General features: G+C 65.6%; 22 protein-coding genes. 7 read left to right on the plus strand and 15 right to left on the minus strand.

The annotated features are described in order from the left end of the window. Nucleotides 1-7 precede the first annotated feature (7 nt). The 12 genes from ACVJ6E_RS04335 to ACVJ6E_RS04390 all read right to left on the minus strand — a co-directional run bounded on the left by ACVJ6E_RS04335 (nucleotide 8) and on the right by ACVJ6E_RS04390 (nucleotide 13,564). The gene (locus tag ACVJ6E_RS04335; RefSeq protein WP_120268754.1) at nucleotides 8-1,138 is read right to left on the minus strand and encodes a class I SAM-dependent methyltransferase; all 1,131 of its coding nucleotides are present in this window, start codon (nucleotides 1,136-1,138) and stop codon (nucleotides 8-10) included. Between the two features lie 43 nt (nucleotides 1,139-1,181). Next, complete coding sequence (locus ACVJ6E_RS04340) at nucleotides 1,182-2,441, minus strand: class I SAM-dependent RNA methyltransferase (RefSeq protein WP_120268753.1); 1,260 nt, start codon at nucleotides 2,439-2,441, stop codon at nucleotides 1,182-1,184. Between the two features lie 71 nt (nucleotides 2,442-2,512). Beyond that, entirely contained in the window at nucleotides 2,513-3,256 is a 744-nt protein-coding gene (locus tag ACVJ6E_RS04345; RefSeq protein ID WP_120268752.1) for a TlyA family RNA methyltransferase, read from the minus strand. A 3-nt stretch (nucleotides 3,257-3,259) separates the two neighbouring features. After that, nucleotides 3,260-3,424 carry a hypothetical protein gene (locus ACVJ6E_RS04350; RefSeq protein WP_158592674.1) on the minus strand — a complete coding sequence of 55 codons (165 nt, stop codon included), beginning with the start codon at nucleotides 3,422-3,424 and terminating at the stop codon, nucleotides 3,260-3,262. Further along, nucleotides 3,421-4,038, minus strand: coding sequence for an SCO family protein (locus ACVJ6E_RS04355; protein WP_120268751.1), 618 nt, complete (start codon nucleotides 4,036-4,038; stop codon nucleotides 3,421-3,423). The genes ACVJ6E_RS04350 and ACVJ6E_RS04355 overlap by 4 nt, the downstream gene beginning before the upstream one ends. A 6-nt stretch (nucleotides 4,039-4,044) precedes the next feature. After that, nucleotides 4,045-4,575 (minus strand): copper chaperone PCu(A)C, encoded by a 531-nt coding sequence (locus ACVJ6E_RS04360; protein WP_120268750.1) that lies wholly within the window; start codon nucleotides 4,573-4,575, stop codon nucleotides 4,045-4,047. A 598-nt stretch (nucleotides 4,576-5,173) separates the two neighbouring features. Continuing rightward, nucleotides 5,174-6,604: an MFS transporter gene (locus ACVJ6E_RS04365; protein ID WP_120268748.1), complete on the minus strand. Its 1,431-nt coding sequence runs from the start codon at nucleotides 6,602-6,604 to the stop codon at nucleotides 5,174-5,176. 243 nt (nucleotides 6,605-6,847) lie between these two features. After that, on the minus strand, nucleotides 6,848-8,767 hold the full coding sequence (dxs, locus tag ACVJ6E_RS04370; RefSeq protein ID WP_120268747.1) for a 1-deoxy-D-xylulose-5-phosphate synthase: 1,920 nt from the start codon (nucleotides 8,765-8,767) through the stop codon (nucleotides 6,848-6,850). A 424-nt stretch (nucleotides 8,768-9,191) separates the two neighbouring features. Beyond that, nucleotides 9,192-10,511: a 3,4-dihydroxy-2-butanone-4-phosphate synthase gene (ribB, locus tag ACVJ6E_RS04375; protein WP_120268746.1), complete on the minus strand. Its 1,320-nt coding sequence runs from the start codon at nucleotides 10,509-10,511 to the stop codon at nucleotides 9,192-9,194. Nucleotides 10,512-10,579: 68 nt separating this feature from the next. Next, a complete protein-coding gene (aroC, locus tag ACVJ6E_RS04380) occupies nucleotides 10,580-11,665 on the minus strand; it encodes a chorismate synthase (protein WP_120269247.1) in 1,086 nt (361 codons plus the stop codon). Between the two features lie 95 nt (nucleotides 11,666-11,760). Continuing rightward, nucleotides 11,761-12,969: a DUF3095 domain-containing protein gene (locus ACVJ6E_RS04385; protein ID WP_120268745.1), complete on the minus strand. Its 1,209-nt coding sequence runs from the start codon at nucleotides 12,967-12,969 to the stop codon at nucleotides 11,761-11,763. Nucleotides 12,970-13,105: 136 nt separating this feature from the next. Next, the gene (locus ACVJ6E_RS04390) at nucleotides 13,106-13,564 is read right to left on the minus strand and encodes a MarR family transcriptional regulator (protein WP_120268744.1); all 459 of its coding nucleotides are present in this window, start codon (nucleotides 13,562-13,564) and stop codon (nucleotides 13,106-13,108) included. 322 nt (nucleotides 13,565-13,886) lie between these two features. Here ACVJ6E_RS04390 and ACVJ6E_RS04395 point away from each other — a divergent pair, with 322 nt between their 5' ends. Together ACVJ6E_RS04395 and ACVJ6E_RS04400 are read left to right on the plus strand one after the other, a co-directional pair. Next, nucleotides 13,887-14,711: an alpha/beta fold hydrolase gene (locus ACVJ6E_RS04395; RefSeq protein WP_120269246.1), complete on the plus strand. Its 825-nt coding sequence runs from the start codon at nucleotides 13,887-13,889 to the stop codon at nucleotides 14,709-14,711. Between the two features lie 305 nt (nucleotides 14,712-15,016). Then, nucleotides 15,017-15,277, plus strand: coding sequence for a DUF1344 domain-containing protein (locus tag ACVJ6E_RS04400; protein WP_120268743.1), 261 nt, complete (start codon nucleotides 15,017-15,019; stop codon nucleotides 15,275-15,277). A 13-nt stretch (nucleotides 15,278-15,290) separates the two neighbouring features. Here ACVJ6E_RS04400 and ACVJ6E_RS04405 read toward each other — a convergent pair whose 3' ends face one another. Continuing rightward, complete coding sequence (locus ACVJ6E_RS04405; protein WP_120269245.1) at nucleotides 15,291-15,917, minus strand: histidine phosphatase family protein; 627 nt, start codon at nucleotides 15,915-15,917, stop codon at nucleotides 15,291-15,293. A 94-nt stretch (nucleotides 15,918-16,011) separates the two neighbouring features. Next, complete coding sequence (gene fabI, locus ACVJ6E_RS04410; protein ID WP_120268742.1) at nucleotides 16,012-16,830, minus strand: enoyl-ACP reductase FabI; 819 nt, start codon at nucleotides 16,828-16,830, stop codon at nucleotides 16,012-16,014. Between the two features lie 225 nt (nucleotides 16,831-17,055). On the opposite strand from fabI, the gene ACVJ6E_RS04415 reads away from it, so the two are divergent. Beyond that, entirely contained in the window at nucleotides 17,056-18,480 is a 1,425-nt protein-coding gene (locus tag ACVJ6E_RS04415) for an FAD-binding oxidoreductase (RefSeq protein WP_120269244.1), read from the plus strand. Nucleotides 18,481-18,483: 3 nt separating this feature from the next. Here the strand turns inward: ACVJ6E_RS04415 and ACVJ6E_RS04420 are convergent, their stop codons facing one another. Continuing rightward, nucleotides 18,484-19,269, minus strand: coding sequence for an SOS response-associated peptidase (locus tag ACVJ6E_RS04420; RefSeq protein WP_120268741.1), 786 nt, complete (start codon nucleotides 19,267-19,269; stop codon nucleotides 18,484-18,486). 130 nt (nucleotides 19,270-19,399) lie between these two features. On the opposite strand from ACVJ6E_RS04420, the gene ACVJ6E_RS04425 reads away from it, so the two are divergent. The 4 genes from ACVJ6E_RS04425 (at nucleotide 19,400) to ACVJ6E_RS04440 (ending at nucleotide 21,299) form a co-directional block, all read left to right on the plus strand. Further along, entirely contained in the window at nucleotides 19,400-19,906 is a 507-nt protein-coding gene (locus tag ACVJ6E_RS04425; RefSeq protein ID WP_120268740.1) for a hypothetical protein, read from the plus strand. Nucleotides 19,907-19,962: 56 nt separating this feature from the next. Beyond that, nucleotides 19,963-20,388 carry an NUDIX domain-containing protein gene (locus tag ACVJ6E_RS04430; RefSeq protein WP_120268739.1) on the plus strand — a complete coding sequence of 142 codons (426 nt, stop codon included), beginning with the start codon at nucleotides 19,963-19,965 and terminating at the stop codon, nucleotides 20,386-20,388. A 67-nt stretch (nucleotides 20,389-20,455) separates the two neighbouring features. Continuing rightward, nucleotides 20,456-20,884, plus strand: a complete 429-nt coding sequence (locus tag ACVJ6E_RS04435; protein ID WP_120268738.1) for a TIGR02301 family protein — start codon at nucleotides 20,456-20,458, stop codon at nucleotides 20,882-20,884. A 142-nt stretch (nucleotides 20,885-21,026) separates the two neighbouring features. Beyond that, nucleotides 21,027-21,299, plus strand: coding sequence for a hypothetical protein (locus ACVJ6E_RS04440; protein WP_120268737.1), 273 nt, complete (start codon nucleotides 21,027-21,029; stop codon nucleotides 21,297-21,299). Nucleotides 21,300-21,314 lie beyond the last annotated feature (15 nt).

Below are 21,314 nucleotides of genomic sequence, written 5' to 3' on the forward strand. Positions count from 1 at the left end.
CACGGGGCTAGTCCTTGATGTAGAGCGCGATGCGCGACAGGAAGGCCGCCGACCGCTCTGCGCGGCGCAATCCCCCTGCCGCGAACAGGGCATCGAGATCCTCTTCCAGATAGCTGCGGTAATACGGCTCATGGAAGAGATCGGGAAACAGCTCCAGCAATCCGTCATTCTCCGGCAGATCGCCTCGCTGCAGGCTGTCGATGAAGATCAGCCTCCCGCCCGGTTTCAGCACCCTGGCGAATTCGCGCGCCACAACGCGGCGGATCTTCGGCGGCAGTTCATGGAACAGATAAACGCAGGAGACGGCATCGAGGCTGCCCTCTGCAAAGGGCAGGCTCTCCGCATTGGCATTGACGAAGCCGGCTCGACGCGCCCTCGTTTTCGGCAGTGCCTCGCGCGCGTGTTCCAGGTACGGCAGTGACAGATCGACCCCGACGCCGCGAAGACGCGGAAAGGCGGCAAGGGCCGGCGCCAGCAGCCCGCCCGTCCCGCAGGCGATATCGGCATAGGCAATCTCTCGCTGGTCCCTTTCGCGCACCAACTGCGACAGATGGACAAGACCCTGCCGGCGCATCGCCGCGCTCGCGCCCTTGAACAGCACCTCGACCTGAAAATCGTAGATGCGGGCACTGTCGCGCGACAGCCATCCTTCGCTCTGGAAATGGAAGTTCTGCCGATAGTATCGCGGCAAGCCGGGGGCACCCTCTCGGGTTGCCTCATAGACTTCCTGATGGCCGCCACTCACGCGCCGCCTTGCGACCTTCGGGACATCGGCGAGGAACCGCCTGCTGAGATCGAGAAAGGCGCGCGGGCTGCCGAACTCGCCTTCCGGCATGGGGTAGTGTCCCGCCTCGACATTGGCGAGATCGCGCGCGAACAGCGCCCCGATCTGGGAGAACAGGCGCCGGAGGTCCGGCGTCGACACGCTCTTCCGGGGCGCGGACCTGCTTTCCTCGCCGCCGGGCTGCTTCGGCTCGGGCTTGCTGTCGTCGCGTGCGGCCCTGGCGATACGGCGGGAGATCGACTGGGCGATTTCGCCGTGGACCGCGAACCAGGCGACGCGGGAGCCCTGGCGGGCGACGTAGCGCGCCCTCCGTCCCCAGGTGAAGGCTCGTCCGGCAAGGCTCGTTTCCGCCATGGCGCTCTCCCGTCTTTCGAGCCGGGTTGCCGCGGCGGCTCGCTCAGCCGCGCGACAGGACCGCGACAACCTCAATATGGGGCGAAAAGCGGAACTGATCCACCGGGAGGACGGACGATATCCGATAGCCGCCATCGACGAGGATGCGCAGGTCGCGGGCAAGCGTCCCGGGATTGCACGAAACGGCAACCACCGCCGGCACCTTCGAACGCGCCAGTTCCTTCGCCTGCGCCTCCGCGCCCGCCCGCGGCGGATCGAAGACCACCGCCTCCATTCCCCGCCCGTAGTCGTCGAGTTCCACGGCTGTCAGCGGATTGCGGAAGAGATCGCGGCGCTCGGCACGGATCTCCCGCAGTGCTCCGGCACCGGTTCTCATTGCCCGGTCGAGCGCTGCAAGCGCAGCAGCCTCGCCCTCGACCGCCCGCACCGTCGCCTTGCGGGCAAGCCGCAGGGCAAACGTGCCCGAGCCACAGAAGAGATCGGCAACCTTGCGCGCCTTGCCAACGCCGGACAGCACGCGGGCGGCGAGCGCCTCCTCTCCCGCTTCCGTCGCCTGAACGAACGCGCCGGGCGGCGGGACCAGGGGAACACCGCCCATGTCGATGGCCGGTGCGCGCGCCTGGACGAGAACCTCGCCATTGAGCGACAGGCGGGCGATCCCGGCGGCCATCGCTTCCTCGATCAGGGCCGCCGTCGCGCGCGGCTCGACCTTCGCGGTGGAAGCAAGCGCAAGATCCGCACCGGCGGGCGTTGCGAGGACGGTGAGTGTCACCTCTCCCTTGCGCGGCATCACCCGCGCCGCCAGCGTCTTCAGCACCGGCAACAGGTCTACGATCTCCGGGACCAAGACCGGACAGCGGGATACATCCACGAGGCGATGGCTGGAGCGTTCATGGAAGCCAAGGAGAATGCGGGCACCGGCACGCGTTGCAGCAAAGACCGCACGGCGACGGCCGCGCCCGCCTGCGTCCACCGTCGGCTCGATCAGCGGTTCGACGTCCTCGAGCCCGCGCGCGGCAAAGGCTGCGACGACCTGCTGGCGCTTCCACTCCAGGATCGCGGCCTGATCCATATGCTGCAACACGCAGCCGCCGCAGGTGCCGAAATGCGGACAGACGGGCTCCACGCGATCGGGGGACGGAGACACCACCTCCAGCATCCGGGCGCGCGCGCCCTCCCGGCGGACCCGCACGGTCTCTCCGGGCAAGGTGAATGGAACATGGACGGGACCGTCCGGAGTGTCCGCCCTGCCCTCGCCCTTGTGGGCAAGAGCGGTGATGTCGAGTGTCGCGTCCTGGGTCATGGGGCACCGGTTACTCCGCCGCCGATGCGCGCGCAAGCAGGGATGCGGACGAGCGCACGAAAGGAGCGCTCTCAGCTGTCCTTGATCGCTGCCAGAAGCCACTCGCGGTTGCCGTCGCCGCCGGTGATCGGCGACGGTTCGAGACCGAGCACGGACCAGCCGCCCAGTCCGGCGAGCCAGCGTGCGAGATCGCGGGCGACCTCCTCGCCGACCTGCGGGTCCACGAGACCACCCTTGCCCACCGCCTCGCGACCGGCCTCGAATTGCGGCTTCACGAGAAAGAGGCCGCACGCGCCCGGCGCCGCAAGGTCCAGTGCGGGCGGCAGCGCAAGGCGCAGGGAAATGAAGCTCATGTCGGAGACGACGGTGGCCGGGTGCTCGCCATCCAGATCATCGCGCGTCAAGGCGCGGGCATTGATCCCATCACGCCTGACCACGCGCGGATCGTTCGCGATCGTCGGGTGCATCTGCCCATGCCCGACATCGATGGCATGGACCTTCGAAGCGCCGGCCTCCAGCAGGACCTGCGTGAAGCCGCCGGTCGACGCGCCGAGATCGAGGGCAATCCGGCCGGCGACATCAAGGGAAAAGTGCTCGAGCCCGGTCTTCAGCTTCAGTGCGGCGCGCGAGACATAGCCGCCGGCAGGATCATCGACGTCCAGCCGGACGCCCACGGCCACCTTCTGACCCGGCTTGTCGACGGCCATGCCATCGACCCGTACATGCCCGCGCAAGATCGCATCGCGGGCGCGGGCTCGGCTTTCGACAAGCCCGCGCGTCACCAGAAGCTGGTCCAGCCGCTCACGCCCCGCCATCGGTCAGAAGCAGTTGGCGATGCCGGTGAGCAGCCGGTCGACATAGATGCGCTCTCCATACATCCACCACAGGGTGCCCGTCGCGACGAAGGCCGCCGCGAAGAACAGTCCAGCAGGAAGGAGCAAGTCCGAGCGCATGTCGAAGGTCCGGTTCACATCACGTGTCACGAAGCATTATCGATCAGGCGGCGCAGTTTCACCATGGCATTTTTCGGGTCCTCGTCATACGCGATGGTGCCAACGAACCGGTTGTCCTGGTCCATCAGGAAAACTGCCGCGGAATGGTCCATCGTGTAGTCCCCGTCATCCAGCGGCACCTTGCGGGCATAGATGCGATACGCCTTGACCATCTCCTCGGTCTGTTCCGGCGTCCCGGTCAGCGGCCGGATGCGCTTGTCGAAAGCGGCCACATAGTCGCGCATGACCTCCGGCGTGTCGCGCTCCGGATCGACCGAGACGAAGGCGAAGTTCATCTTGTCGGCATCCGGGCCGAGCTGCTCGATCCACATCTGCGTTTCGGCCAGGGTGGTCGGGCAGACATCCGGGCAGAAGGTGAAGCCGAAGAAATAGGCCGACGGCTTGCCCCGGAAATCCGCATCGGTGACCGTCTTGCCGGTAGAGGCGTCGATCATCGTGAACGGGCCGCCGATGCTGGCGAGAGGCGCAATGAGCCCCTCGCCTTCCGGCGCGACATACTGCTTGTAGCCGACGAAGCCCATGGCGCCGAGCAGGACGATCACCGCCCCCCAGGCGACGTAACGAAGGATTTTCAGTGCGGACATTCTGGCTTACTCCTTCGCGCCGGGCTGGCCGTGCCCGGGCATTCCGTGTCCCATTCCATGGCCGGACATGCCCTTGGCCCCCATCTTCTCGACCGTCAGCGATACCTCGACCGTGCCTGCCTTCTCGAAGGTCAGGGTGACGGGCACGTTCTCGCCTTCCTTGAGAGGACCGGTGAGCTCCAGGAACATCACGTGATAGCCGCCCGGCTTCAGCTCGAGCGTTCCGCCGGCCGGCACTTCGACGCCGTCCGCCATCTCGCGCATTTTCATGACGCCGTCCTGCACGGCCATCTCGTGGATCTCGGTTCGCGTGGAGACCGGCGAAGAGACGGAAACGAGGCGGTCCGCCTCGCCGGAATTGACGATGGTGAGGAACCCGCCACCGGCGCGGGCGCGCGGCGGCGTGGCGCGTGTCCAGGCTCCCGAGAGAGTCAGGTTACCGGCGGTCACGTCGGCCGCGAACGCGGGCAGATTGAAGGCGGGCAGTGTGGCAACCGCAATCAGAGCGGCAAGGGCAAGCTTTGCAAATCTGGTCATGTCATCGTCTCCCGATGGACGTGTAGCAGCTCCGTCCTGCAGCGACATGGACATGGCGCAAGGACGGAAAAGATTGCCGGCGGCCGCGAGGGCGGCGCCGCCGGTTCAGGTCCTTGCGGGAGGTGGAGCGCGGATTGCACTTGATTGCTGCGGGCGAGCGGAAAGCGACGCCTCACCATGCGGAAGCAGCGGCTTGAGCCCCGGGGACGGCGCAGGAAGCGCGGGCTCAGCGGCAAAGGCCGCTGCCGCAAAGGACAACGCGCCGGAATGCGCGCAGACCGGGCCGCAGGGACAGAAACCTGGGACGTGATGAGACGGGGTAGAGGCGGGCTGCGCTTCGCCTGCAGATTGATCTGCGCTGCCGAGGCAAAGCACCGACAAAGGCCCGGCACTCTGGTCGCCGGCCTTTGCAAGCGTCAGCGGCATAGCCGCCAGCTGCAGCATGAGGGCAAGCGCGCAGGCCAGCACGAATGGCAGGGCCTCGCGGCGTAAAGCGCCCAGCATGGTCAGGCTTCGGATCATGGCGCGACAATGCCCCAAGCCACGCTGCGGGTCGAGCGATGAGATGCCGCAGGTCCTGCAAGCGACACGGCCATGTTCAGCCCCGAGGCGGTGCGGTCTCGCCGGCGTCGCCCGCAGGCTCCGGCGTTGTGCCTTCCGGCCGGGTTTGGTCCGCAGCTGCGTCTTCGTCTGGCACGCTTGTCCAGAATTCTTCGCTGACCGGGGCGGACGTCTCCTCGGAGTTCTCCTCGTTGATGTAGTCGTAGGCCGGGAACTCTTCCGGGGGAATGACCGAGGGGTCCTCCAGATCCAGCGGCTCGGGGCTGAGCACCGTACCGACCTGCGCCGAAGCGGCGTAGTCGAAGTCCGTCTTGTCCTCGACGGACGGGGCTGCGCGCTGGAACAGGCGCGAGAGAATGTAGAGCCCCATCAGGCCCTGGATTACCGCCACCTGCAGGAAAAGCCCCCAGGGACCGACCGACTGCATCAGGTAGGAGGCCGTGAGCGGGCCGAACGAGGAACCGATGCCGAAGGCGAGGTTCATGCCCGAGGATGTCTCGACATAGTCGTTGCGGTCGGCATGGTCGAAGGCGTGCGAGGCTGCGATCGCGTAGGCCGGCTGGGTGGCGACGCCCGCCAGCAGCGCCAGCAGGATCGCCATCGTGACGCCCTGGATCGGCACGGTCATGAAGATGATGCAGACGACCACAGCCGATACGGCAAGGCCAAGGAGCACAAGCCGGCGATCGAGCCTGTCGGACAGGCGGCCGATGGGCCACTGCGTGATCGCGCCGGCGCCGACGAAGGCCGCCGCGAAATAGGCAGCCTGGCTGGTCGTCAGCCCGATCTGGATCGCGTAGAGCGGCGCCAGCATCCACAGCGCACCCTGGGTGACGCCGATCAGCAGAACCGCAACAAGAGCCGTCGGCGAGTTGCGGTAGAGCTTCACCGGGCGGAACCGGACCACGGTGATCGGGGCCGGCTGGTTCGCGGTCGTCAGCGAGACCGGAATGACCGCCAGGCTGACGGCGACCGAGGCGATGGCGAAGGGCACGAAGGTGGTGATGTCCATCACGGTCAGCGACAGCTGACCCGTGGTCATCGCCGCATAGACCAGCACGATGTAGATCGACATGATCGTACCGCGGTTCTCGTTGGACGCCTGCTCGTTCAGCCAGCTTTCGACGATCATGTAGAAGCCGGCCAGACAGAAGCCGGAAATGATGCGGATCGCGCTCCAGGACAGCGGGTCCACCATGATCGGGTGCAGGATCGCCGCCGCCGACATCAGCGAGACGAGCGCGGCGAATGCACGGATATGACCGGCACGCATGATCACGTAAGGCGCGCCGAGGCAGCCCAGCACGAGACCGAAGAAGTAGCTGGAGGAAACCAGACCGACCTGCAGGTCGGAAAAACCGGCCTGAGAACCGGCGAGCGGTATCAGCGTGCTCTGCAGGCCATGGCCGGTGACGAGCAGCGCAATCGCGATGAGAAGGGCCGAAACCGGGGCAAGCGCCTGCGCCATGTCGCGCTCTTTCCTGACTGTGCGGGCCGGCGCTCGCGGCCCGTCAATGGCGTTTTCGAAGGTTCAGGCAACGCACAGCTTGCAGCTTGCCGCCACTTCACGGACCGATGGCAAGCGCGCTTGATCGCTCGCAGCATGTCGAGTGGACCGTTTCAATATTCGCGCGGCAGTGTCAATGCGCGGTCAGCGCATGGCGCTGCCCGCTCCCGGTATGGGTCGCAATATCGCGCTGGCCTGCCGGTTTCAGGCCAGCCGCGCGGCAGCCCCCGCTTCGCGCCCAAGGGCAGCGAAAACGCTCTGCAGAATGCCGCGCGCATCGAGCCCGGCCTCGGCATACATACGCTCCGGCCGATCATGCTCGATGAAGCGGTCGGGCAGGCAGAGCGGGCGGACCTTGAGGCCCGCATCCAGCGCCCCGCGCTCGGCCAGAAGCTGCAGCACGTGGGACCCGAAACCGCCGACCGAGCCTTCCTCGACCAGCACCAGGACCTCGTGCTCGCGGGCGAGCCGCATCACCAGATCCTCGTCGAGCGGCTTGGCAAAACGCGCATCGGCGACGGTGGTCGACAGGCCGGCCGCGTCCAGCTCGTCCGCCGCCAGCAGGCATTCGCGCAGACGGCTGCCGAACGACAGGAGAGCGACCTTGGTTCCCTCGCGGATCACGCGCCCCTTGCCGATCTCGAGCACTTGTCCGCGCTGCGGCAGGTCGATGCCGACGCCCTCGCCACGCGGGTAGCGGAAGGAGATCGGGCCCTCGTCATAGGCCGCGGCCGTTGCAACCATGTTGCGCAGTTCCGCCTCGTCGCCGGCCGCCATCACCACGAAACCGGGCAGGCACGCCAGATAGGCCGTATCGAAACTGCCCGCATGCGTCGGACCATCGGCGCCGACGAGCCCGGCGCGGTCGATGGGGAAGCGGACCGGCAAGCCCTGGATGGCAACGTCGTGCACCACCTGGTCATAGCCGCGCTGCAGGAAGGTCGAATAGATCGCGCAGAACGGCTTGTAGCCCTCCGTCGCCATGCCGGCGGCAAAGGTTACGGCATGCTGCTCGGCGATGCCGACATCGAAGGTCCGCTCAGGGAAGGCTTCGCCGAAGAGGTCCAGCCCCGTACCGTCGGGCATGGCCGCGGTAACGGCGACGATGCGCTCGTCGTGCCGCGCTTCCTCGACCAGGCTTTCGGCAAAGACGCGGGTGTAGCTCGGCGCATTGGCCTTGGGCTTCGACTGCTCGCCGGTGATGACGTCGAACTTGGCAACGCCGTGATACTTGTCAGCCGAGTTCTCCGCCGGCGCGTAGCCCTTGCCCTTGCGGGTGACGACGTGGATCAGCACCGGGCCCTGATGGGTGTCGCGCACATTCTTCAACACGGGCAGCAGATGGTCGAGATTATGGCCGTCGACCGGGCCGACATAGTAGAAGCCGAGCTCCTCGAACATCGTCCCGCCGGTCCAGAAACCGCGGGCGTATTCCTCGGCACGCGCCGCCTTCTGCTGCAGGTGGCGTGGCAGGACCTTGGCAAGCTGCTTTGCGGCGTCGCGCAGGGTGAGATAGGTCCGTCCGGAGACGAGACGCGCCAGATAGGCGCTCATCGCACCGACCGGCGGAGCGATGGACATATCATTGTCGTTGAGGATGACGATCAGGCGCGAGTGCTGGGCGCCCGCATTGTTCATCGCCTCGTAAGCCATGCCGGCGGACATGGCTCCATCGCCGATCACCGCGATGATGTTGTTCGCACGCCCCTCCAGGTCGCGCGCGACAGCCATGCCGAGCCCGGCGGAAATCGAGGTCGAGGAATGGGCCGCGCCGAAGGGGTCGTATTCGCTCTCCGAGCGCTTGGTGAAGCCGGACAGTCCCCCGCCCTGGCGCAGGGTGCGGATGCGGTCGCGCCGGCCGGTCAGGATCTTGTGCGGATAGCACTGATGGCCGACGTCCCAGATCAGCCGGTCGTCGGGCGTGTTGAACACATAGTGGATCGCGGTGGTCAGCTCGACCACGCCAAGGCCCGCGCCGAGATGCCCACCCGTGACGGATACGGCGTCGATCACCTCCGCGCGCAACTCGTCTGCAAGCTGGCGCAGATCGCGCTCAGGCAGCTGGCGAAGGTCGCTCGGCGAAAGGACGGTGTCGAGCAGAGGCGTTTCGGGGCGTTTGTACACGGAAGCGATCCCAGAGGTTCTACGCGAGACACGGGAGGTCAAAGCGCTCCCGATCGTGTGGCGGCCATGCCGGTGAATACCACCATGTTCACATAGGGCGCAAATCCGGGCGGCGCATCCCCCTCTGCAATGACCGCAAAATGCGGCAACCAGACTGAGGAAAGATCACTATTCGAGCCACGAGACTACAACCAAGGGTAAATTAATCCCTGTTGAAAATTCCAATATTGCGAGAAAATTCCAGTCGATACGGTGCATTTAGGGGATGCAAGGGACACAAAAAGATACTAAATACAGGTTGTGGTCGATGGGGCCACGTGCACAGTGATCGACTTGAGGCCGTGCCCTTGGCACGGCCTCCTTTTTTGTGCATCGGAATGAATTTCCGCTGCTGCGCGGATGCGCCGCAGGGCAGCAGTCGCTCTCAGGCTTCGCGGATTTCGGTCGACTCGATGACGATGCCGAACCCTTCCAGACCGACATAGCGGCGCTGGCGGGACGCAAGCAGGGTGATCGAATTGACGCCGAGATCCTTCAGGATCTGTGCGCCGAGACCGACCTCCCGCCACTGCTCCTCGCGCGCCTGGGCCGACTGGTGCTCTTCCGTCTCTGCCGCCGCCAGATCCGTGCGGGCGCGCCGGGCCTGACGCGCAACGCCGACCGAGCCTTCGCGCAGGTACACGACGATGCCGCGACCGCGCGCTGCAAAGTCGCGCATGACGTCGTCCATCACCCGCGCATCGCCGAAGACATCGTCGAGGACCGATTCCAGCTGCAGGCGGACCGGCACGTTGCGACCATCGAGAATGTCGCCGAAGACCACCGCAACGTGGTGCATCGGATCGTAGGGCGTCGAATAGGTGACCGCATAGGCGGGCCCGGCAATGGTCTCGATCGGCTGTTCGGCAACCCGCTCGACCAGGCGCTCCATGCGCTGGCGCCAGGCGATAAGATCGGCCACCGAAACGGACTTGAGATTGTGGCGGGCGGCAAACTCGGCCACCTCCGGTCCGCGCTTCACCGTGCCGTCGTCGTTGACCAGTTCGGAGATCACGCCGACTTCCGGAAGCCCGGCGAGGCGGCAAAGGTCGACGGCCGCCTCGGTATGACCCGAGCGCATGAGGACGCCGCCCTCGCGGGCAACGAGCGGGAAAATATGCCCGGGGCGCGCAAAATCCGCCGCGCCGGCATTGGGGTTGGCGAGGCCGCGCACGGTCGAGCACCGCTCCTCAGCGGAGATGCCGGTGGTGAGGCCATGGCGGTAGTCGACCGAGATGGTGAAGGCCGTCGACAGCGGCGCGTCATTGTCGGCGACCATCGGATCGAGCCGCAGGCGCCGCGCGGTGTCGCGGGTCATCGGGGCACAGACGATGCCGGAGGTGTGGCGGACCATGAACGCCATCTGCTCCGGGGTGATGAGCGAGGCCGCGACGATCAGATCGCCTTCGTTCTCCCGGTCGTCATCGTCGGTGACCACAAGCATTTCGCCACGCTCGAAGGCGCGCAGCGCCTCCGCGACACGTGTCTGGGACATGTCCACGTTGGTAATTCCTTTCAAGCCGAGCAGGTCGTTCGGAGTGACCGCACCGCCGGTGGCGGCGGCGATCCTTTCCGCGCTTTCACGCGAAACCCAAACGCCCGGGTCATTGCACAGGGCGGTCACAGCCGCCGGCGACAGGCCGGCACGGCGGGCAAAGGCCGACCGGGTTTCCTTGTTGAGAGTGAGCCAAGCATCTAGACGCATGCCGATATGCTAATGCGGCAAGAATTCAATCGCAATGAAAAATGATCCGGATTTCAGTGATACTGAAATCAGCCAACCTGACCGCGATGGCGCAGGTAGTGGTCGGCGATCACGCAAGCCACCATCGCCTCGCCGACAGGCACGGCGCGGATGCCCACGCACGGATCGTGCCGCCCCTTGGTGCGCACGTCGACATCCTCGCCGGAGCGGGTGACGGAGCGACGCGGGGTCAGGATCGACGAGGTCGGCTTGACGGCAAAGCGGGCAATAACCGGCTCTCCGGAGGAAATGCCGCCGAGAATGCCGCCGGCATTGTTGGACAGGAAGGCGGGACGGCCGTCCGGGCCAATGCGCATCTCGTCCGCATTCTCCTCGCCGGTCAGAGCCGCGGCCTCGAAGCCATTGCCGATCTCCACCCCCTTCACCGCATTGATCGACATCAGCGCAGCGGCAATCTCCTGGTCCAACTTGCCGTAGAGCGGCGCGCCAAGGCCAGCCGGAACGCCCTCGGCGACCACCTCGACAACAGCACCGACCGAGGAGCCATCCTTGCGGATCTGGTCGAGGTATTCGGACCAGCGCGCGGCCGTCGTCGCATCGGGGCAGAAGAAGGGATTGTTGCCGATCTCGTTCCAGTCCCAGCGGTTGCGGTCGACCTTGTGCGGGCCGATCTGGACCAGCGCACCGCGCACGATCAGGCCCGGAACAACCTTCCGGGCAATGGCGCCGGCAGCAACACGGGCCGCCGTCTCGCGGGCCGAGGACCGCCCACCGCCGCGATAGTCGCGAATGCCGTACTTGGCGTCATAGGTGAAATCGGCATGGCCGGGACGGTAGCTCTCGCGGATCTCGGAATAGTCCTTTGAGCGCTGGTCCGTGTTCTCGATCATCAGCGAGATCGGTGTTCCGGTGGTGCGCTGCACGCCGTGATCGTCGCTCATCACGCCGGAGAGAATGCGCACCGCATCGGCCTCGCGCCGCTGGGTCGTATATTTCGACTGGCCCGGCTTGCGCTTGTCGAGGAAGGTCTGGATTTCCGCCTCGGTCAGTTCGATGCGCGGCGGGCAGCCGTCGACGACGCAGCCGAGGGCCGGGCCGTGGCTCTCGCCCCAGGTGGTGACGCGGAAAAGGTGACCGAAGGTGTTGTGCGACATCTGCGTGACCCGAAACATGACCGACAAGCGGACTGGCACTGGTCTTCTAAAGCGCCGGGCCGCCAAGGGAAACCGCAAAAGCAATGCAGAGGCGCTCAGGCGGTGGCCCCGGGCTCCTTTACCGCGGAAAGCCGCTGCTTGAAGTCCTGCGCCGCCCGCGCATAGCCGCCATCCGCTCCGTCGATGAAGTGGATATGTCGGTTGTCCTCCAGGCTGAAAACAAGGCACGTCATCAGCGCTTCATCCGAAACGTGAAGGCCGTAGGCAAGTCGCCCGCTCGCCTCTTCACGGGCCAGATACCCCGTGAGCGCTTCCCGCTCGCGGCTGTCGAGATCCAGCACGAGGCGCAGTGTGTCGTCGAATTTGCGAAAGTCCGTGTTGAGCGCGACCTGATGCAGATAGCGCTCGGGCTCGAAGGGGCCGAGCCGGCGCCCGGTGGCAACGCCGACGACGAAGGCGGCGCATGCCGCCAATCCGGCGAGATAGGCGCGCCAACGCCCCCGCTTCCAGCCGACCATCCGCGCTTCCAGCTTCAGCCCGGCCGGCGGAAAGCGAAACCGCAGGGAACTGCGCCGCACCGGCGCGCTGGCCGGATCCGCTCCGGTAAGGTCGATGTCGAGCATCCCGCGAAGATCCTCGAGAATCCCGCTCAGCTCCTCCACTCGGCCGCTCGTGGGCCGCATCAGCAGCGTCACCATCCGGCCGCGCCGTGCCGGCAGCGGCTCCCATCGGCAGGACAGACCGTCGAGCGGCGCGGGCTCCACCAGATCCGGCTCGACAAGGCGATAGGGTTCCACCCGCTCCTCGTCCTTGAGAATCGTCTCCGCCAGTTCGATGCCGCCGCCGGAGAACATCGCAAGGTTGTTGCCGTGGCTGAGTTCGAACTTGGCGACACGCAGATCCGCACCGGCCCGGCGCAGTGCCGCGACCGGGATGGCGGCGACGCGAAGCCGCAGAGCACTGGTTTCCCGTGCCATCACACGAACCGAGACCAGAGCGCGGCTGGCGGCATCCACCAGGCTCGGCGGCACCGCAATCAGCGCGCCGTCCCCGCCGAACACGAAGGGGAGATCCATGCGGCCGGCCACGTTCAGCACGGCGGTCACCACCGCCGCAGCCACCATGTTCACATCCTTGTAGCGACCCGCAGCGATGGCATCGCGCGAACGCACGATGTCGGAAGCCAGCAACGTCCAGTCTTCCGGCAGCGGAACGAAGGCCGCCGCGTCGCTGACCTTCGCAAAGTCGCTGAACACCGGCAGGGACTGGTAGAAAAGTCCGCTTTCCGTACCCAGGTTGGTCATTGCACCACCATTCCGCCCCGTACACAGTGTCCGCCAGCCACGTCAGAGGCGCAAGCCGGCGTGGCCGGCGCGCTGGCGATAGCGCCGGCAGACTTGAAACAGTCAGGAAAGAAAGAAGCCGGCGGGCAGGTGCCCGTCAGGCCTCCAGCAAGTGCAGCCGCAGCGCGTTGATACGCCGGGAGAGTTCCCTCGCCTCGTCCGGCTCGAGATCGACGGCCGCAGCGATGCACTGGGGCACCGAGCGCGCAGCCTGCTCCAGCTCTCGCCCCTTCGGCGTCAACTGGACGCGCACGACACGCTCGTCCTCCGCATCGCGCGAGCGACGGATGAAGCCCAGAACTTCCAACCGCTTGAGAAGCGGCGTCAGCGTATTGGACTCAAGGTCCATGTGACGGCCGATATCCTTCACCATCCGGTTGTCGGCCCGCCACAGCAGCACCATCACCAGATATTGCGGATAGGTGAGCCCCAGATCGGCGAGCGCCTTTCGGTACAGGTGATTGAAGGCGTGCGAGGCCGCATAGACGGAAAAGCACAGCATCTCTTCCGGCAGGCCGCAGGTCGCTTCCTCGTCAGTCGTCTTGTCGAGTGCCATGTTCGATCCCCTTCTGTCTGCCGCCCATATAAGTCGCGCACGATCATATCGCAACGGTCCACAGCTTCAATTGGAAAAATCGTACACGATTTAATCGAAAGCGATTGACATGCGGAGGCGCGGCCTCTAGATACGACATCGTCAACGATTTGATCGCTCACGATCTAAATGGATCAACCTCATGACCAACTCGAGCTCACGCCTACACCTGTCGCGTCGCACAGCCCTCATCGGCGGTGGCGCGCTCGGCATCGGCCTTACCCTTCTTCCCAGCCTGGGCCTGACCCTGGCAGCTCAAAGCGCAGACCACGGAGACATGACCATGACCACCTTCACCACCAGCGACGGCGCCGAAGTCTTCTACAAGGACTGGGGCACGGGGCAGCCGATCGTCTTCTCCCACGGCTGGCCCCTGTCGGGAGATGCCTGGGACGCGCAGATGTTGTTCTTCGGCATGAACGGGTACCGCGTGATCGCCCACGACCGGCGCGGTCACGGCCGCTCCTCCCAGCCGTGGGACGGCAACAACATGGACCGCTACGCCGACGACCTGGCCGAGCTGATCGAGCATCTCGACCTCAAGGACGCGATCCTCATCGGCCATTCCACCGGCGGCGGCGAGGTCGCCCGCTACATCGGCCGCCATGGCAATGACAGGGTCGCCAAGCTGGTCCTGGTCGGCGCCATCCCACCGCTGATGCTGCAAACGGCGGACAATCCCGATGGCGTGCCGATGGAGGTGTTCGACGATATCCGGCGCGGGACTTCGCTCGACCGCTCGCAATTCTACAAGGACATCACCACGCCCTTCTACGGGTTCAACCGTGAGGGTGTCGCGAACAACCAGGGCCTGCGCGACAGCTTCTGGCTGCAGGGCATGGCCGGCGGGATCAAGGGGCAGTACGACTGCATCCGCGAGTTCTCGGAAATCGACTACACGGACGATCTGAAGGCAATCGACCGGCCGACGCTCATCATCCATGGCGACGACGACCAGCTCGTGCCGATCAAGGCAACCGCGCACCGCGCCGCGAAGATCATCCGGGATGCCACGTTGAAGGTCTATCCGGGCGGTGGCCACGGCCTTGCGCAGCTTCAGGCGGAGCAATTCAACGCCGACGTTCTGGCCTTCATCCGTGGGGCTTGAGGCCACCGCCTCCGATCAGACTGGGGCCGCTGTCCGGCGGCCCTGCCCCCTTTCGAGAAGGAGGCCGCGGGAGACGCGCCCCGCCATCGAAAGGCCACGCTTGCCCCTTACCACCCGCTTCGTTCGCCGGTCCCGCTCAGGTCCGGGCGCAGCCGCTGCCCTTTCGGCAGAGCTTGCATCGCCGCCCAAAGCCCCGAAGGACCAGCGACTTGCATCCGCGCTTCTGCCGATCCCCACTTGACGCCGGAGCCCGGTTTTTGTTCGATCCTGCTCCGAGCCAAACAGGCGGCTCCACGGAGAACACGATGAAACGCATGCTGCAGATGACCCTCGCCGCCATCATGCTGTCGCTCGCTGGAACGGCAGCCGCCCTGGCGGGCGAGGTTGAGGCGACGATCGTCGAGATCCGCCCGGACGCTTCTGTGATGATCCTGTCCGACGGACAGACCTACTCGATTCCGGTCGACTTCTTTGTCGACGACCTGAAGGCGGGCATGCGTGTGCTGGTGTTCTATGACGAAGCGACCAGCAACCGGATGCTGACCGACGTCCAGGTCCTGGACTGACCGCCTCAGGCGGTCAGACCCATTCCAGTTCCCCATCTTTCCAGACGAGGAAGCGATCCTGCGGAATGTCGAGTGCCGGAATCTCCGGCTGCGGCACCGACAGGAAGCGCCCCTGCAGCACGCGCATCACGCCGCCGTGGGAGACCACGACCGCGGGGCGCGTGATCGTTGCCAGCCACGCATCGATGCGGCTCGCCAGCATGCGGTAGCTCTCGCCCTCAGGCGGCACGAAGCCCCACTTGTCGGCCTTTCTGGCAGCGGTCAGTTCCGGCGCGCGCCCTTCCAGCTCGGAAATGGTCGAGCCTTCCCACGCGCCGAAGGTGATTTCCCGCAGCCGCTCGTCACGTTGGCAGATGTCGGGGGACAGGCCGAGTTCGTCGCAGACCAGCTCCATCGTCTCGACCGCCCGCGACAGGGGCGAGACGAAATAGGAGAGATCGTCGAGAGCGATGCCGTTTTCCTTCAGGTAGTCCCGAAGCGCAGCGCCGTTGCGCTTGGCCTGGTCACGCCCGGTATCGTTGAGCGGGATGTCCCGCTGACCCTGCATGCGGCCTTCGGCGTTCCAGTCCGTCTGCCCGTGGCGGATGAAGACGAGGAAGGGGGGAAAGAAGCGGGACGCACCCGCATTGGCATTGCTCATCATACCTCCGAAGACGCGACGCTACGGCGAACGTCCGCCCGCCCCCCGGCAGGCCCCGCCGCATTGCGGCACTCTTGCGTTTGTTCGGAAAAGGTCAGTCCTTGACCACCGAGATGTCGGGAGCGTCCACCGACTTCATGCCGACAATATGGTAGCCGCAATCCACATGCTGGATTTCGCCGGTCACGCCGCGCCCGAGATCGGACAGCAGGAACAGGGCGGCATCGCCGACTTCCTCGATGGTGACCGTGCGACGCAGCGGGGAGTTGTACTCGTTCCACTTCAGAATGTAGCGGAAGTCGCCGATGCCCGAAGCGGCAAGCGTCTTGATCGGGCCGGCGGAAATCGCGTTGACGCGGATGGCGGCCTTACCCAGGTCGACAGCGAGGTAGCGCACGCTCGCTTCAAGCGCCGCCTTGGCAACGCCCATGACGTTGTAGTGCGGCATGACCTTCTCGGCACCGTAATAGGTGAGGGTCAGCATGGAGCCGCCGTCGGTCATCAGCTTCTCGGCACGCTGCGCGACCGAGGTGAAGGAGTAGCAGGAGATCTGCATCGTGTTGCGGAAGTTGTCCGCGGAGGTGTCGACGTAGCGGCCCGTCAGTTCGTCCTTGTCGGAGAAGGCCACCGCATGGACGAGAAAGTCGATCTTTCCCCACATCTGCTCGATGCGTGCGAAGACGTCGTCGATGGTGGTCTCGTCCAGCACGTCGCAGTGGCCGACGACCTGGGCACCCAGTTCCGTGGCCAGCGGCTCGACCCGCTTGCGCAGCGCATCGCCCTGATAGGTCAGGGCAATTTCGGCTCCCGCGTCGGCGAGCGCCTTGGCGATCCCCCAAGCGATGGACCGATTGTTCGCGACACCCATGATAAGGCCGCGCTTCCCAGCCATCAGTCCCTGCGTCATCGCCATGCTCACGTCTCCAGCAAGTCCATACATTCAGCGGTCGCCATACAGGCCGAACGCCAACCGCCCCCGCACCGCAACCGGCAGTCCGGGACGGTTCCTATGGCACAGCCCCCCAACCGCTTCAAGCCACTGGCCGCTGCCTGTCCCGCGTCGACTGCCCCGCAAAATGTGATATGCGTGACCGCCGGAATTTCCGCACTCCCCGTTTCCACCATGCCGGTCCAGCCCATGCCCGAATCAAGCCTGCTCTCCCCACTCGTCGATATCGTCGGAGCGCGCAACGCGCTGACCGATCCTGCCGACATGGCGCCCTACCTGCGCGAGTGGCGCGATCTGTACCAGGGCGAGACCCCTCTCGTGCTGCGTCCGGGCACGCGCGAGGAAGTGTCCGCGATCCTCGCCTATGCCGACCGGACAGGTCTCAAGATCGTGCCGCAGGGCGGCAATACGGGCCTCGTCGGCGGGCAAATTCCCAATGATTCCGCTAGGGAAATCGTACTCAGCCTGGGCCGCCTCAATCGCATTCGCGAGGTCGACGCACAGGGCTACACGATGACCGTGGAGGCCGGCTGCACCCTGCAGGCGATCCATGATGCAGCTGACGAGGTGGAGCGCCTCTTCCCCCTGACGCTCGGCTCTCAGGGGTCGTGCCAGATCGGCGGCAACATCGCCACCAATGCCGGCGGCACCGCCGTGCTGGCCTACGGCAACACCCGCGATCTCGTTCTCGGACTGGAAGTCGTGCTGCCCGACGGGCGTGTCGTGGAAGGCCTCAGAGGTCTTCGCAAGGACAATACCGGTTACGATCTGAAACAATTATTTATCGGTTCGGAGGGCACTCTGGGCATCATCACGGCGGCCGTCCTGAAGCTTTATCCACGCCCGCGGGCACAGGATGTCGCTTTCATCGGGCTGGCGTCGCCGGGAGACGCCCTGGAGCTGTTCACCCGCGCCCGTGCACGCGCCGGCGCCATGCTGACCGGATTCGAGCTGATGCCTCGCGTCGGCCTGGAATTCTCGGTCCGCCATCTTGCCGGGGCCCGCGATCCGCTGCAGGGGCCCTGCCCCTGGTATGTCCTTATGGAGCTGTCCTCCGGAACGGAAGGCGAGGAGGGCGAAAACCCGACGCGCACCTTGATGGAGACCATCCTGGGCGAGGCCTACGAGGCCGGCCTGGTCGAGGACGCGGCCCTTGCCGAATCGGTCGCGCAGGCGGCTGCCTTCTGGCACTTGCGGCACGGCATGTCCGAGGTGCAGCGCGAGGAAGGCGGCTCGATCAAGCATGACGTCTCCGTGCCGGTCGCCAGCGTTCCCGCCTTCCTGTCGGAGGCGATTGCCGCCGTCGAGGCCATGGTGCCGGACTGCCGGCCCGTGCCTTTCGGCCACATGGGCGACGGCAACATCCACTTCAACGTCAGCCAGCCGGTGGGCGCCGACAAGGCGGCCTTCCTCGCGCGCTGGGACGAGATGAACGAGCTCGTTCATGGCATCGTGCTGAAGTTCGGCGGATCGATTTCGGCCGAACACGGCATCGGCCGGCTGAAGCGCGATCTCCTCGGCGAAGTCAAAAGCCCGGTGGAGATGGACCTGATGCGGCGCATCAAGGCTGCCTTCGACCCCAACAACACCCTCAATCCGGGTCGGGTTCTCTAAGCCTCAGAACAGATCGAGCTGGCCGGATGTGCGTCCGGCCGGCTTGGCTTGCCGCGTGCCGGCCCCGGCCGCGCGCTTAGGAGAGGCCGATTCGGCCGGCGCCTCAGCCGGTGCGACCTGCTCGGTCAGCGCCTCGTCGTCGTCCCGTGCGGAGTTGACTCGCTGGGATACGGGCACAGCCTCGAAAAAGCTCTCCGGGGCAGGCCGCAGCAGCGCGAGCGCCTCCTTGACCGACGTGCCGCCGACATCGAGCCAGGTATCGAAATCCTCCGGCGCGATCACCGCCGGCATGCGGTGATGGATCGGAGCGAGTGCTGCATTGGCCGGAACGGTGAGCAGTGCGCCCGTCTCGATCTCTCCGCCGTCGGGATCGCACCATTCCTCCCACAGTCCGGCGAGCGCGACCAACTTGCCGTCTCGCGGCCTCATGTACCAGGGCTGCCTGGAGCCATCGTCGGGACGATGCCATTCGTAATAGCCGCTGGCGGGAACGAGGCAGCGCCGATGGCAGATCGCGCCCCTGAAGGACGGCTTCTCGGCCACCGTCTCGGCTCTTGCATTGATCAGCAGCGAAAACGCGGAGGGATCTTTCACCCATCCCGGGACGAGTCCCCAGCGGACCAACGCAAAGCGCCGCGCCCCATGAGCGTGACGGATAGTGGCGATAGGCTGGGTCGGCGCGATGTTGAAGCGCGGCGGCATCCCCTCGGCGCCGGGCGCAGCCCCCAGATATTCGAAGACGTTTCGCAGCTCTTCAGCGGAAGCCTTCAGGGCGAACCGTCCGCACATGAATTCCCGTCCTTCCAGGCCCGCACGCCCACCGGCGCGCGGCATTGCTTGTTATCGTACTCGCGTAATTAGGCAAATTGAAACCCGACACAATTAAGACTGCGAGGAATGGATCGTCAAAGGACGTCAAATGACCGTCGCGCTACCGACATTGGGAGAAGGGCATCTTTCGGCCGACAGGCTGGCTGCGGCGAATATCAATCCCCGCACCGGACTGGCGACCGATTACCTCAATCATTTCAATGAGGTGGTCATGCTGCTCGAAATGCTCCCCGACATGCCGGATTGCGCGGAAGACGTCCTGGACTGGCAGCCGCTCAGCTACGAACAGCATTTCGAGGCGTCGAACTTCGCCGAGAAGCATCTTGCCGTAGAGGCCTTCCAGGCTGCTCCGCCCGCCGTGCGCAAGGCCCTGAAGGACGTCGTGGCAACGCTCGACACCGCCGTTTGCGAAAAGCAGGGACGCCTGCGCGAGACCGACGACATTACCGCCGTCGCGCCGATCGTCGCCCTGCAGACGGTGGAAGAGATCAAGCCGCTGATCGCCACCGCCAGCGCCATCATCCACGGTCATCTCGATCCCGCGAGCGTCGCGGAGACCGACTCCCAAGCCTCTATCGACGCGCTGTTCGCGTAGGCGAACCCGCCGCTTATCGGCCTTGCCGGAACGATGCGCCGTGGCATGCTGCGGCCATGAGCGATTCGAACCATCCCCGCCTCGGCGTCAGTGTTTTCCTTCGGCACGAAGACAAGGTCCTGCTGGTGAAGCGCGGCAAGGAGCCCTTTGCCGGATACTGGAGCCTGCCGGGGGGATCGGTGGAATTCGGAGAGCGGCTCCGCGAAGGCGCCGCGCGCGAACTCTTCGAGGAAACCGGCCTGTCGGCGCAGATCGAGCCGGCCCCGGCGGAACTCGTCGAGCTGGTGCCAGAAGACCATGCCCCGGGGCGACACTTCGTGATCGCGGTGTTCCGGGCAAGCTATCCGCAAGGCACGCTGCAGCCGGGCGACGACGCGGCCGACGCGGCCTTTTTCGCGCCCGGCTCATTCGCCGGGCTCACCATGACGCCGGGCACCGCCGCCCGCCTGCTGCGCCTTATCGGCGATGGCCCCGCATCATGATTGCGCAACGCCGAGGCCGGCTCGGCTCCCCTTGCGGAACAACATCAGACAGCGCATCTTGCCGGCCATGAAACGACAGTTCCGCCCGCTTCGGCATCCCCTGCGCATGTTGCCGCTCGCGCTTCTGCTCGCCGTCCAGCTGCCGATTGCGGCGGCTCAGCCGGCCGCAGCACAGGAGCCTGCGCGACCGGAGGATCCGCCCTACGAGGCCGAGCTGATGCGGCTGTCGGAGATCCTGGGCGCGCTCCATTACCTCCGCCCGCTCTGCGGCTCGCCCGACGGCAGCGTCTGGCGCGACGAGATGGAGTCCCTGCTGGATGCCGAGGTGCAGGACGATGAACGCCGCCGCCGCTTCATCGAACGTTTCAACCAGGGTTATCGCGGGTTCTCCTCGGTGTACGTCAAATGCACGCCAGCAGCAGAAGCTGCACTTGCCCGCTATATCGAGGAAGGCGGCGCGCTGATCCGCAACGTCACCACCCGCTACAACCGTTGAAATCCTGAAGCGGCGTTAACCATATTCTTCGGAATTTAGCGAAGGTTTTAAGCTTTTCTTTACGATCCTGCCGCGACTCACGCACAGTGAGGGCTGCACGACGCATCGACCGGACGCGTCGACAGGAAATCAGGCAGCCACAATGCACGACAGCGAAAACACCGAAACCGAGTTCGATGAAGGCCCGGTCACCGATCAGGACATCCGGCGGATGGCCCTCGGCTACATCGATCATGCGTTTGCGGAGGCCGTGGCCGACGGTCTGGATTCTGCAGCTGTCGCCCATGCGGCGCTGTTCACCGCCTTCGTCGACCTGGTAACCACCTATGGTGAGGAAGCCGTCGCACAGCTTGCCGAAGGCCTGCCCGAGCGCGTTCGCCGAGGCGACTACACGCTGTTCAAGCCCATGCACTGACGGCCGAGGGCAGCT

This window comes from Stappia sp. G46H5W (assembly GCF_058448995.1).